Raw genomic sequence first — 13,765 nt, 5'->3', positions numbered from 1 at the left:
TGGCCGGCGCGCCTTATCTAATCCCTTAACAATACGTTACAGGCCAAACGCGCTTTCTCAAGGAGCTTGCGGAAAAGACCACCTTTCCGCGCCCAGGACCGCAACCCCACGATCAGTTTGCGCTGGACGCGGTAGCGCGTCAGCTTCGAACCCTTGGGAGGGCGGACGTTTTCCCCCGCCTCTTCGAGAGGTTTCCAAAGCGACTCGATCGGGTAGCCGATGGCCGCGAGGTCATTCGGGTTAATGGATGCGATCACTTCGCGCATCAAGCTCATCTTATCAGGACTGTGCGCCAGCTCGGATACCCACTTCTTGATCGAGCCGGTCTGAGGCCGTGCGTGCTGCGCCACTCCGATAGGGTCGCCAAGTCCCTCGCGCTTGCCCCCGCTGTCATTCCCGCCGTAATCGATGGTCTCCCGCTCGAAGGGAACCCCGATATACTCATACATCTTGCCCATCCATGTCTCGGGATCCTTGACCAAGTCCTCATAGCGCACGTGGAAATGACCGACCGCATCCTGGCGCAGAAACTCCGCCATGGCAGGCACGTAGCGGTTCAAAATCGGGTTATAGTTCTGGGCTTGGGCGTAGTCGCCGTCGAAAAAGGAATTCGCGTAGGAGGAAAATGTGGCCAGGGGGTGCCGCGTCAAAACCACGTATTTCGCATCGGGAAACACCTTCATCAGAAAGGGCAGAATCAACGCATAGGCCGGAGTCTTGTCAAGACAGATTTCTTTCCCGCTGGATGCCAGCAACCGGCCGTAAAGCACATCGCAATAGGCCCGGCACGCGTCCCAGTAGTCCTGCTCCCCCTCCGGGAGTTTCTGGACAAACAGCTTCTGCGCCTCTGCCGCCAACACGTGGTCGTAGGCCGCCTTATCGACATTAGCCCACAGCCCCAGATGGGCCAGCGGCGTAAGCAGGTGGGGCTCCGGCCCACCGAGAATCTTGGAGTGCGATTCGAGCATCCGCTCGAGCATGGTACTGCCCGAACGGGGAGCGCTGATTACAAAAAGAAGCGGCACACGCATCTAACTACAAGCCTCCACATCTTTGCCAACTGCGGAACAAGACTCTAGTGTCCGGAGACAGCATTGTCAAACCCCCGGCGCAAACCGGACTCCCTTCAGGAACAGGAAAAGGGCAAGCCGGCGCCGTATTGCGTAGGAATCCGTGGACAAAGAGCTTAGAGCCAGGGACCGTGCTGTTCAAATGCAGGGCGCTTGTCGTGTTTTGGCGTGCTCGAGCTTTTCGTACGTTGATTCGCTGCACGGCATTTTGCTAGGCTTGTTGCGTTGCGCAGGAGTGCTCACGGCGGATTGCCTTCTGTAACTCTTTCACCAGCCCGCCTTTCCAACGCGCTATACACTCCAGCGCTGCCTGCGTATGACACGGTTCATTTTTCGAGAGCCTATGGAGATTGGTTAATGTCGGACTCTACGGAGCGGCTGCTCCTCAGCGGGAACGCTGCCGTCGCCCGCGCAGCCCTTGATTGCGGCGTTCGCTTCGGTGCCGGTTACCCGGGCACCCCATCGACTGAAATACTCGAAGAGTTCTCCGCATTGGGCGGTCATGCCGAGTGGGCCCCCAACGAGAAGGTGGCCCTAGAGGTCGCAATCGGCGCCGCCTTCGGAGGAGCCGCGGCCCTGGTCACGATGAAGCACGTAGGCCTCAACGTGGCGGCCGACCCTTTCTTTACCGTCGCGTACACCGGTGTGCCGGGCGCGCTTGTGATAGTCTCCGCCGACGATCCGGGCATGCACAGCAGCCAAAACGAGCAGGATAACAGGCACTACGCCAGAGCCGCGGGCATCCCGATGCTTGAACCTTCGGATTCCCAGGAAGCGTACACGTTGGCCCGCGAAGCGTTTCAGCTCTCACACCGGCATCAGATTCCGGTCATGTTGCGCATGACTACGCGCACCTCCCATTCCCAAACGGCAGTAAGGCGCTCGGCCCCCGTTACCATTACGCAACCGGCATCCTACCAACGTGATATCAAGGCGCGCGTGATGATTCCCGGCTATGCGCGGCCCGCTCACCGCAAGCTCCGTGCAAAACTGGCCGCCATTGAACAAGAAAACGAAACGTCTTCGCTGAATTACGTCGTGGAAGGCGACGGTTCGTTGGGCATTATTGCTTCCGGCATATCCTACATGCACGCACGGGAAGCCGCGCCCGAAGCATCTTTTCTCAAACTCACGACCACGTATCCACTGCCGTTCACCTTGATTCGCAAGTTCGCCGCAAGCGTAGACCGCTGTATCGTCATCGAAGAGGGCGACCCGTATCTTGTCGAGAGCATTCGTGCCAACGGCATCCCTGTCGAGGGCAAGGAGCAGGGATATCGCTTCGGAGAACTCAACGTCGGATTGGTGAGAGGCATTCTTGCTCAAGAGCCGGCCCCTGCTCCCGCCGCGCCGAAAAGCAAACCGCCGCAACTCTGCCCGGGCTGCCCCCATCGCACCGTGTTCGCTACACTTGCGCGGCAGAACTGCATCGTTACCGGCGACATAGGCTGCTACACCCTGGGGGTATTGCCGCCCTTCGAAGCGATGGATACCTGCATCTGCATGGGCGCCAGCATCGGCGTCGGACTCGGCCTCCGCCACGTGCTGCCACCCGAAGAGGCAAGGCGGGTCGTCAGCGTCATTGGCGACAGCACCTTCGTCCACAGCGGCATCACGGGGCTGGTCGAGATGGCCTACAATCCGCCGCCAACCGGACACCTGCTCCTGATCGTCGATAATGGCACTACGGCCATGACCGGCCTCCAGGAACATCCCGGAACGGGACGAGCGCTTGACCATTCGCCCTCCGCGAAGTTATCGTTTGAAGGGCTGGCAAAAGCCATTGGGATTAGCCGGGTCTATGTGATTGATCCGACCCAGGACATGAAGGCGTTCGCGGACCTCGTCCGCGAGTGCCTTGACAGCGGTGAGTTGGCGGTTATCATAGCGCGCAGGCCCTGCCTTCTCTCCGAAAAGAAACTGGCGGCTACCGAGCGCGCGGCAATTTCCGAAAAATGCACAACCTGAAACCCGTTACAAACGTCATTATCGCCGGGCTGGGCGGCCAGGGCGTCGTGAAAGCCTCGGACATCTTGACCGGTGCCGTGTTCGCCGCGGGCAACGACGTCAAGAAGAGCGAAATCCACGGCATGAGCCAACGGGGCGGTTCCGTGGCCAGCGATGTACGGTTCGGAGAAAAAGTCCTCAGTCCAATGGTGCCGCCCGGAGAAGCCGACTACATTCTTGTTCTCACGGAGGACGAGGCCGATGCCGTCGAGGACCAGCTCAAGGAAGGCGGCATCCTGCTGACCCCCGAGAACTTGCCTGGCTACATCGATGAAGATGCCGATGAAGATGAAGACAAGGAAACCCGGCTCCGGTTGCGCAGCATGAACGTAGCTTTGCTTGGAGCGCTCAGCTCGTTTCTGGACGTGCCGGACGACCGGTGGCGCGAGGCCATGCACGCCAATCTTCCTCAAAGAACATGGGAATTCAATGAGAAGATGTTCCTATTGGGCCGCGAACTCGTGCAGGTGTAACGGCCCGCCGGAGCGGGCCGCGGTGAGGATGGGTCGCTTGGGATCGGCTTAGCACTTAAAGAGACAGGGGGAAAACGTATGAAGACCGAAAAATATGTATGCGGAGGCGGGTTTCACCCGGCGAGCGCACCGGATTACTTGCCGGAACGCCAGTTGCGGGAACTGCAGCTGGCACGGCTGAAGTTCATCGTAAAACGCTCGTATGAAAACGTCCCATTCCACCGGCAGCGGATGGAACAGAAGGGCGTCACCCCCGACGATATCAAGTCCATCGAAGACATTGCCAAACTTCATTTCACCATGAAAGACGACCTGCGCGACGCGTATCCGTTTGGGCTTTTCGCGAGTCCTATGGAAGACGTGGTGCGGCTGCATGCCTCCAGCGGCACCACCGGCAAGCCCACCGTCGTGGCTTACACCCAGGAAGACATTGATGTATGGGCCAGCGTCGTAGTGCGCTCCCTGGCGTGTTGCGGATGCCGCCGGGGCGACATCGTCCAGAACGCCTACGGGTACGGCCTGTTCACCGGCGGTCTCGGGCTCCATTACGGGGCCGAAGCCATGGGCGCCTCGGTTATTCCTATTTCCGGCGGGAACACCGACCGCCAGATCATGATCATGAAAGATTTTGGCTCGAACGTGATTACGTGCACCCCCAGTTACTTCATCCATCTGGCCGAACGCGCTCAGGAAATGGGCATCGACCTGCGCAAGCTGCCCATTCGCGTCGGAATACTCGGCGCCGAACCATGGAGCGAGGGGCTGCGAAAACACGCCGAGGAAAGCGGCGGCATCAAGGCCTACGACATCTACGGCCTGTCCGAAATCATCGGCCCGGGCGTCGCCTGCGAGTGTGCCATGCAGGAAGGGCTGCACATTTTCGAGGACCACTTCTATCCTGAGATCATCAACCCCGAGACCGGCGAACTCATGCCCCCGGGAAAGGAAGGCGAACTCGTGCTGACCACGCTCAGCAAGAGCGCCATGCCCCTGCTGCGCTACCGCACGCGCGACATGACCTGCTTGATCCCGGAACAGTGCGGGTGCGGGCGCACCGTCTGCCGCATGGATCGCATCGGCCGCCGCAGCGACGACATGTTCATCATTCGCGGCGTTAACGTGTATCCGTCACAGGTCGAAGCGGCGATTCTCACCATCAAAGGTACGGTGCCCCATTACCAGATCGTCCTCACACGCGACAAAGGCCTTGACCAGATGGAAGTCCGGTTTGAGGTCACCCCCGAGATGTTCGGCGACACCGTGGGCTCGGTCGAGACGGTGCAGCGCAAACTCTGTCAGGCCATTGAAAACACCGTCGGCGTCCGGGCCAAGGTCACCTTGGTCGAACCGCATTCCATCGAGCGCAGCCAGGGCAAGGCCAAGCGCGTTATCGACAAACGGGAAGGCTGAAAACGAATGCCGGATACGCTCCGGCGTATGAGGAGACTGTCGCTATGAAGATCACGCAACTATCCTTGTTCCTCGAAAACAAGCCGGCACACCTCAAGGTCCCCTGCCGGGCCCTGGCCGACGCCGGCATTTCCATCATGACCCTCTCCCTTGCCGATACCGAGCAGTTCGGAATCCTTCGCATGATCGTGCGCGATTGGAAGAAAGCCAAGGACGTACTCGAAAAGGCCGGATGTGTGGTCAACACCACCGAGGTAGTCGCCGTCGAGGTCGAAGACCGGCCCGGCGGTCTCGCCGACCTCCTCGATGTCATCGATAAAGCCGATATCAACATCGAGTACATGTATGCCTTCACATTCGGACGCGAAGGCAAGGCCATCATGGTCTTCCGATTCGAAGACCCCGACAGTGCGGTCGCAAAACTCCAGACCGCGGGCGTCGGCGTCGTCGAAAGCGTCTCCCTCTATTCGCGCGGCAAATAACAACGGCCAGTCAACCGCCCCCGCGCACAGCAATGCCCGCGGGGGCGTTTTTTGCGAGGCCAGGATGTTTTTCCCGGCTTCTCCTTCCCCAAACCCCGGAGGGCGCCGCCAGACGCGCCTGACCAGTCCGGCGCAACATACTTTCCCTCAACGCGGTCTTATCCGCACACCCTCAGCAGTAGTGGCCGTGGAGGCGAGAATCACGACATCATCACTGAAACTGTCTTTGGTGCTGGTGACGTTGTTCAGGCGCTCGGCGCCCTTGGTCATCAACGTGCAACGCGGACCGAACGCAATGGGGTTCAGAGGCGATTCCCTGCAGACAATCGCGTCGCCGAGCCGGTACGCCACCAGGAGCGACCCGCTCTTCTCGTTCAGGAGCGCGATCGGCCGCGTGCCGTCATCATCGACGCGGTACAGCTCGTCCCACACTCCCGACGGTCTTCGGACCAACAGGCCGATCACTACATACCCGTCCGTATCGTAGCTGGTCTTTACGGCGGCATAGAGCGTACCATCCGAGGCGACGGCGCAATTCAGATGGTCGTCCGCCATTCCTCTGCCTACGGGCAATCCCGAGGCGGCAGCGGGCGTTTCGTCGCCGGACCACGCTCCGGGGGTAGCGTCTCCGGGGTGGAACCGAAAACCGAACTGTCTCGTGTTCTGGTTTGACCAGAGCACACCCGCGCCCCCGCTCGGAAAGGCGGCAACGGCGCAAATATCGTCGTCACCCACCCCGTTTGCCAGCGCGAGGGGCGCGCTCCAGCTCGAGTAAGGCGGCTCGCTCCATCGCACGTTGATCGCGGATTCCCCGTCCGAAGCCAGCCACATGCGCCCCGAAGAATCGACATCGATGGTGGCGGTTTCCACGCCGGCGTCCAGCGTGAAGCTCACCGGCGCCGGGCATTTCGGCCAGAGATGATAGGTCTTTGCGGCCGGGCTGTACTCGAGCGAAACCAGTTCACACCGGGCATTCCCAAGCAATAATACATGCGCCAACCCGCCTACCCGCCTGGCGTCTGCGTGGGTATCGGTCGAATCCGACAGATGCAGCATGGAGGACCACCGCGTATCGTCCAAACGCCACAAATTCGTACCCGCGGCGTTGGGAAACACAGCCCACCAACAGCCATCATGAAGCCAGAGCTTGGACTGCGGCTTCTCCCCCGTATCTGCCGTGATTTCAGAGCCCTGCAGAGGGACAACGTCAAATGGTGGTTCCGCCTTCTGCTCCCCGGCATCGGCGGCAGACCACGCCACAAATCCGAACAACAGCGCGAACAGCAAGTATTTCTTTAGTGGCATACTGTTCTTTCCCACAGACCAGCCACCCCATCGAAGACCGTCGGGGGGCCAAACGCCTTCCCTCTCCCGCCGCCGCAGTATACCGCAAAAACAAGCGACGGCCGGACTTGTCAGACGGGCCGGACATGGACCGGATAATCCCGCGGACCAGCACGCCGGTGCGACACCAGGACGCTGGCTGCGTCCACCCAGTACACTCCCACGTTTTCGGGAATCCCGCGTTCTTGACATTCGGGCATGCCATATGGTGTTCTACTGCTCCGCCTTATAAACCAGGAATCATTGGCAGCAGACCGCCCTGCCTGCTGTGGAAACAATTCAAGACCGGCGGGGGAATAGGGCACGCCCCCATGGATTCGCTTATGTCACACGTCATTCCGAAACGCATTTGGGACCCCAAAGCCGAGACCATGCCGCGCAAAGATTTGGAAACACTGCAGCTTGCGCGCCTTCGCCAGACCGTTGCGCGTGTCGCGAACGTCCCTTTCTACAAGGACGCGTTCGCCAAACGGGGCATCGGCCCCGAGAGCATCAAGACGCTGGACGACGTCCGCCGGCTGCCGTTCACGACCAAAGAGGACCTGCGGCAGCATTATCCTCTGGGGTTTCTGGCCGTGCCACGCAGCGATGTGGCCCGGTACCATGGGTCTTCCGGCACAACCGGCAAACCCACCTTCGTAGCCTACACGGCGGGGGACCTCAGCACCTGGGCCGATCTGTGCGCGCGGTTTCTGGTTGCGGGGGGATTGCAGCCCCACCACACCGTGCATATCGCCTTCGGTTACGGCCTGTTCACGGGAGGGTTCGGCCTGCACTACGGTATCGAACGAGTGGGCGCCGCGATCGTCCCGGCTTCCTCCGGCAACACGCCGCGGCAGATCCTGCTCATACGAGATCTCAACGCAGAGGTGCTCATCAGCACGCCGAGCTATGCGCTGCAAATTGCGGAAGTGGCCCGTGAACAAGGCATGTCCCCGGCGGACCTGCCGCTCCAGTACGCCCATTTCGGCGGCGAACCCTGGACCGAGGACATGCGGACCCAGATCGAGGCCCAGTTGGGGCTCGAAGCGTACAACAATTACGGATTGAGCGAGGTGATCGGGCCCGGCGTCAGCGGAGAATGCCATCTCCGCGCGGGAATGCACATACAGGAAGACCATTTCATCGTCGAGTGCGTCGACCCCGATACCCTCGAACCTATCACCGACGGCAGCTACGGAGAACTGATCTTCACGTCCCTCACCAAAGAAGCGTTTCCGGTGCTCCGCTACCGGACACGCGACATCGCCGCCCTTGACCCCTGCCCGTGCGACTGCGGCCGGACCAGCATTCGCATGAGCCGCATTGTCGGCCGCACGGATGACATGCTCATCATTCGTGGCGTGAACGTCTTCCCGTCACAGATTGAAGAAGCCCTCCTGAGGGTCGAAGGTACCGCCCCCCACTACGAAATCGTCATCGAACGCCCAGGGGCTCTTGACGAAGTGACCATACGAGTCGAAATCCGTCCCGAGCTGTTTTCGGACAAGATGAGCGAGATGCAAGTCCTTAAAGAACGGATAGTTAGAGAGATCGCGTCAGTCACGGGCGTTCGCGCCCGCGTTGAGCTGGTCAGCCCGCAAACCCTCCAACGGTCCCCCGGCAAAGCCAAGCGCGTAATTGATATGAGAAAAGCGTGACTTTTTCGCTTTGTTGGTGTATAACAATCCGCAGGAAGGGAGTATCCCGGGCGGCGCACTGTGTCGCCGCTGTTGGGGGGGATACGCCAAGCGGAAGGTGAACCAGAACAGAGGGGGAGGGAATCATGCGAATCGTTATTTGCACACTTATCGTGTGTGCCCTGCTAGGCAGTGCCTATGCGGAGTTGCAGAATGTCCAGGTGTACGGACGCATCGATATTCGCGCACGTTATTACAAGAGCTCGTTCAACAATGCCGCGGTATACGGCGGCGGACCGGCGCTCGAGGTGCGTATTCCGGCCGCGTTCCTGCCCGGCCGGGCCATTGGCGACGCGCTCGGCGTCCGTAGTCTCTTCGATTACGACAACGCGCGCTCCGATTGGACGTTCACGGAATTGGTGACGACCTTGGGCGTCAAGGCTGATTTCACCAACAACGTGAATGGCGTCATCGAATTCTACGACTTCGCGTGGTGGGGTGAAGACTTCCGCAGCAACTACATCACCGGTGCGGACGGCCCCGCCGATACCTCGGACGACGTCGAATTGCTCCAGTCCTACATCGAAATGAATGAGATTGGCGGTCTGCCGCTGCGTGCGCGCATCGGCCGCCAGCGCATGCGGTTCGATGAAGGCTGGCTGCTCAGCGACAGGGCCACGCCAACCCTGCGCATTTCGTGGGATGGCATCTCCCTGAATTACACCACCGACCAGTTTGAAGTCGACGCCTTCGCCACCAAGCTCGCGGAAGGCGGACCCATCGAACAGGATGAGGACGTTGACTTCTACGGTGTGCGCGCCGCTTACACGGGTCTGGAGAACATCGATTTCGCCCTGTGGTGGTACTGGCTGCGCGACGCACGGCGGTTGTCGGACACAAACCTTGGCTTCTTCGGCGAATGGATTGAAGACTGGTTCGGTGTCGACGACTACGACCCCACCAACCTGCACACGGTGGGCGGGCGCGCATGGGGCAACTGGGGCGCGTTGGATTACGACCTGAAACTGGCCTATCAGTTCGGTGACGCGGACGCCTTGGGCTTCCGGTTCAAGCCATATTTCTACGGCGACAACGAAGCGGAATGGGATCAATGGGCCGGCGAACTGGAAATCGGGTACACCTTTGATATCGCATGGAAACCTCGGCCATATGTGCTCGGGGTATACATGGGAGGCGAAGACGAACGCGACATCAGTTTCTGGGAATGGCTGAACCCGTTCGACAAACCCAACGCGAGCGCATCGTTCAATCGCTTGTTCTCCGAAACAAATTACGCCCCGGCCATAAACGACAACGGCTGCCTGACCAACTTCTCGGAACTGGCGCTCGGCGTCGACTTCAAACCGCTTGAGAAGGTTTCCGTCAAGACCCAGATCGGGCGTTACTGGGCCAACGAAACCTTTGATTGGCCGGCATACTTCACCCTCGGCAACTATCGCGTGCTGATCGCTCCAAACCTGAGCTTCTGGACTATGGAGTCCGGCGACAATATCGGGTGGGAATGGCTGAATGTCATCAATTACGCCTACAGCGAAAATCTCACCATCATGCTGTTCTACTCCCACTTCTTCAACGATTCGGATCACGGGTTGGACGGCAACTATCTGTACTCCAACGGAAACGTTTTCATGGGCGGTACCGACGACGCCGATGCAGACTACGTATTCTTGTGGTTCATCTTGACGTTCTGACGCCCCGCAAACACGATTCAGAGGCCGGGCTGGACTTCGCGTCCGCCCGGCTTTTACATTTGGCGGCTATGTGCAAACGACACACACCCCGGTTTCCGGGCCTGGTCCCCGCCTGCGGTGTCCGTGCGGTTCTCGGTCTCCTGCTGCTTGTTGCGCCGCGTGCTGTGCCCGCCCCGGTGGCGCTATTTCTCGAAGGTGAGCATGCCCCAACAGGGGCCATATGGCTCGATGCTCTCGACGTTGCCCACGCGCGGCAAGACTGGGGCCAGCCCAGGGCAGGCCGGTCCGTAGGGCAAAACGAGATGCGACTGGGCGGCACGCGCTATCTTCACGGCTTGGGGACCCACGCCTTCAGCGAATGCCACATCGAGCTCCACGGGGGAACCAACCGGTTCGTGGCCATGGTTGGCATTGATGACGAGGCCGGGCCAAACGGGTCGGCCATCTTCGAGCTGTGGGCGGATGATTCGCTCCGTTGGAGAAGCCCCGTCCTACGGGGCGGCGACACACCCCTTCTCGCCGACGTGAAACTCGAATCGGCCAGCCGCCTGACGCTTATCGTGGACCCGACCGAAGACGGCATCCACCTCGACCACGCAAACTGGGCGGGCGCTCTGTTGTTCCTCGACCCGAACGCCTCGGAACCGCCGCGAATTGTGGCCCCCCCGCCCGTGGAAACTCCAGAAATCGCCTGCCGCCAGCCCCAAGCGCCCGAAATCAACGCGCCCCGCGTATTGGGCGCAACTCCCGGCCGGCCGTTTCTGTTTCGGATTCCATGCGGCGGGGAGTTGCCCATCTCCGCGACAGCCCGTGGTCTGCCCCCGGGGCTAACGGTGAATGCGGACACCGGGATTATCACCGGCGTCCTCGAGAAGGCCGGCCTTTGGACCCTCAAGTTACGCGCCCGAAACAAGCATGGCGGAAGCCGCCAAACCATGCTGCTTGTCGCCGCGCCGTATTCCCTCGCTTTGACCCCGCCCATGGGCTGGAATTCCTGGAACGCATGGGGCGAAACGGTGGACGATGCGAAAGTCCGAGCAGCCGCTGACGCCCTCCTCGCATCACGCCTTGCCGACTACGGGTTCCAGTACGTGTGCATCGATGATGGATGGGCTGGTGGACGCCAAGCCAACGGCGCCATCATTCCCAACGACAAGTTCCCGGACATGCCCGGCCTCGTCCGATACCTCCACAACGCGGGGCTGAAAGCGGGCATCTACGCATCCCCGGGCCGCACAACCTGCGCCGGATACGAAGGCAGCTATGAACATGAATTTCAGGATGCCCGGACCTTCGCTGCGTGGGGAATGGACCTCCTCAAATATGATTGGTGCTCCTACAGCGGCGTGGCCGATGGCCAAGGTCCGGAGATGTTTATGCGCCCCTATCGTCTCATGCGCCAAGCCATTGATGACGGCGGCCGTGATATGGTCTACGCCATTTGCCAGTACGGCGAAGCAAACGTCTGGCAATGGGCGGCCCACCCGGATATTCAGGGCAATCTTTGGCGCACAAGCCGGGACATTGACGATACCTGGCCCGGCATGCTCCACAACGCCCTGGCAGCCGCCGAACCCGCCCGGTTCGCGCGGCCCGGCCACTGGAACGATGCCGATATGATGGTCCTAGGCAAACTTGGGTGGGGGAAGGAACTGCGCAACACACAACTCAACGAGCGGGAACAGCAGACGCACGTCACCCTCTGGGCCTTGCTCCCCTCCCCCATGTTCCTCGGGTGCGACGTGAGCCAATTGGACTCTTTCACCCTGGCGCTTCTCAAGAACCCCGAGGTGATCGCGATTCATCAAGACCCACTCGGAGCGCCCGTTCGGCGCGTGCTCCCGGCGAATGACCCATCAACCGAGGTCTGGATTCGCCCCCTGTGGGACGGGACCCGTGCCGTGGGCCTCTTCAATTTCGACCCAAGGACGGGGCCCCGGCGCGTATACGTATCGTGGGCCGGCGCCGGACTCCCCCCAGGCCCTCATCCGGTCCGCGACCTGTGGCGCAGGAAAGATTTGGGCGAGTACACGGAAGCTTTCGCCCTGAATGTGCCCGCTCGGGGATGCGTCTTACTCAAGATAGGCGTGCCCATGAAAGACGCCGCCGCGATGGCAGTGCTGCGGCGTCGATACGAAGGCTCTTGTCCGGCGGGAGGACCTACCTGTCCAGCGCTGCGTTAGTCACCAACTGCACGTCTTCAGCCCCGGTTGACCCATTGCCGTCCACGTCCGTATCCATCCCCGGAGGCGCCGAACCCGGCTCAAGCACTTCATTGATGACCAGCTGTATATCCCGGGCATTGACCGCGCCGCTGCTGTCGATGTCAGGCGACGCCGCTCCGAGAAACTGATAGGTCTCCCCGCCCGTAAAATTGCCGTTTCCCGAGCCAGCCCCGCCCAACGGGTACTCGACCTCGTAAAGGACCGCAACAATGGTGTTGTTGTCCACAAGGTTGATGCCCACGGTTCCCCGTCCCCTGCCGAACGCCACCGTCACAATCCAGTCCTTGCCATCGGCGTCGCCTTGTGCAACGCCCGAAAGTGACGACCCGGTCACCCCCGATTCCACGATGACAAAGTCGCTGCTGTCCACTCCCACCACGCCGTCGCTGAAACTCACCTTGAAACGCACCGTCGTCTCGCTTGTTGGAGAATCATCCAATCGGGTAATACCCGTGCATACCGGTGCTCCGAAACCCCGAAGCGTGATTGATTTCGTTGGATTTCCTGGATCATCCGAATAGACCCGCAACGTGGCCGAGCGCGTCCCCAGCTGGAACGGGCTGAATACCACGCTAAGAGGAAGGCTGCCGCCCGGAACAATCGGATCATTCGCGGGGGCATTCTTCAGCGCAAAACTAACATAATCACCCGCGCAAATGCAGAAATTGACCGCCATCGCCACAGTGCCGGTATTTGTGATCGTCACCGTTTGGGGAGGCGACCATTCCCCCGAACGCGAAAATGCCCCAAAATCGATGGTGGTTCTGCTGACAACCAACTTCGGGGTAGCCCGCGAGACAGCAATGGTGAGAAGCGCTTCATCCAATACCGGGCCATCCGTGGAACCGGAGGTTGTCTCCGCGCCCTTCCCGCCATCCTCCCAATAAACATATCGCACACCGGCGCCGTAACCGCTGAACGTGCCGGTTTTCTGCTCCCACGTGCCGCTGGTGGTGAACTCGCCTGAATCGTATGAAACTACGGGGTCTCCATTCTCCGTTTTGCGCAATTCTACATGTAAGTAAGCCTTATCCGCGTAATTGGGTATGAAATGAGTCGAAAACCCGCGGAACCACTCTGAAAACGTGATCTTGGGCACGGCGTCCAACTCCGTCGCAGTGTACCCGAGGGCCAACAGGCTAACGGTCTGGCTTCGCGTACACCAATCGTCGTCCGTGAAGAACACGGCGCAGCCATCGCGGCCACCCCCAAGAACGCCGGACGGTTGCGGGTCGGGGCCTGCGCTCCAGCCGGGCCCGCTCGTGCTCCAGCCGCTCAGGTCCCCGGTCTCGGCGCTTGGATTCACCAGCAGGTTCTGACCCAACGCCGACAGGGAAATCAGGCAAAGCATCAGGAGCGTCCCCAACAGATAGCCGTTCAATCGAAATGTGTATTCTACTTTCATCAGCTTCATGGCCTTTCC

Annotated in this window: 10 protein-coding genes; 7 read left to right on the top strand and 3 right to left on the bottom strand. The window is 60.4% G+C overall.

The features are described from left to right. Nucleotides 1-17 precede the first annotated feature (17 nt). A complete protein-coding gene (locus tag PLJ71_02390) occupies nt 18-1,031 on the bottom strand; it encodes a sulfotransferase (GenBank protein HQM47503.1) in 1,014 nt (337 codons plus the stop codon). A gap of 396 nt (nt 1,032-1,427) precedes the next feature. Between PLJ71_02390 and PLJ71_02385 the strand changes: the two genes are divergently transcribed. The 4 genes from PLJ71_02385 (at nt 1,428) to PLJ71_02370 (ending at nt 5,442) form a co-directional block, all read left to right on the top strand. Next, nucleotides 1,428-3,038 (top strand): thiamine pyrophosphate-dependent enzyme, encoded by a 1,611-nt coding sequence (locus PLJ71_02385; protein ID HQM47502.1) that lies wholly within the window; start codon nt 1,428-1,430, stop codon nt 3,036-3,038. Further along, nucleotides 3,026-3,550 (top strand): 2-oxoacid:acceptor oxidoreductase family protein, encoded by a 525-nt coding sequence (locus PLJ71_02380; GenBank protein ID HQM47501.1) that lies wholly within the window; start codon nt 3,026-3,028, stop codon nt 3,548-3,550. Before PLJ71_02385 ends, PLJ71_02380 begins: the two co-directional genes overlap by 13 nt. A gap of 78 nt (nt 3,551-3,628) precedes the next feature. Beyond that, entirely contained in the window at nt 3,629-4,960 is a 1,332-nt protein-coding gene (locus tag PLJ71_02375) for a phenylacetate--CoA ligase (protein ID HQM47500.1), read from the top strand. 44 nt (nt 4,961-5,004) lie between these two features. Further along, nucleotides 5,005-5,442, top strand: coding sequence for an ACT domain-containing protein (locus PLJ71_02370; GenBank protein HQM47499.1), 438 nt, complete (start codon nt 5,005-5,007; stop codon nt 5,440-5,442). Nucleotides 5,443-5,589: 147 nt separating this feature from the next. On the opposite strand, the gene PLJ71_02365 is transcribed toward PLJ71_02370, so the two are convergent. Then, on the bottom strand, nt 5,590-6,747 hold the full coding sequence (locus PLJ71_02365) for a T9SS C-terminal target domain-containing protein (GenBank protein ID HQM47498.1): 1,158 nt from the start codon (nt 6,745-6,747) through the stop codon (nt 5,590-5,592). A 362-nt stretch (nt 6,748-7,109) separates the two neighbouring features. On the opposite strand from PLJ71_02365, the gene PLJ71_02360 reads away from it, so the two are divergent. From PLJ71_02360 to PLJ71_02350, 3 genes are all read left to right on the top strand, one after another. Beyond that, nucleotides 7,110-8,426 (top strand): phenylacetate--CoA ligase, encoded by a 1,317-nt coding sequence (locus PLJ71_02360; GenBank protein ID HQM47497.1) that lies wholly within the window; start codon nt 7,110-7,112, stop codon nt 8,424-8,426. Between the two features lie 125 nt (nt 8,427-8,551). Continuing rightward, a complete protein-coding gene (locus PLJ71_02355; protein ID HQM47496.1) occupies nt 8,552-10,117 on the top strand; it encodes an alginate export family protein in 1,566 nt (521 codons plus the stop codon). A gap of 68 nt (nt 10,118-10,185) precedes the next feature. Continuing rightward, nucleotides 10,186-12,300, top strand: a complete 2,115-nt coding sequence (locus tag PLJ71_02350; protein HQM47495.1) for an NPCBM/NEW2 domain-containing protein — start codon at nt 10,186-10,188, stop codon at nt 12,298-12,300. On the opposite strand, the gene PLJ71_02345 is transcribed toward PLJ71_02350, so the two are convergent. After that, nucleotides 12,278-13,756 carry a choice-of-anchor D domain-containing protein gene (locus tag PLJ71_02345; GenBank protein HQM47494.1) on the bottom strand — a complete coding sequence of 493 codons (1,479 nt, stop codon included), beginning with the start codon at nt 13,754-13,756 and terminating at the stop codon, nt 12,278-12,280. The two genes, PLJ71_02350 and PLJ71_02345, sit on opposite strands and share 23 nt — an antisense overlap. Nucleotides 13,757-13,765 lie beyond the last annotated feature (9 nt).

The sequence above is a fragment of the Candidatus Hydrogenedentota bacterium genome, from assembly GCA_035416745.1.
GTDB lineage: Bacteria > Hydrogenedentota > Hydrogenedentia > Hydrogenedentales > SLHB01 > UBA2224.
This window is presented reverse-complemented; position numbering and strand designations above follow the sequence as displayed.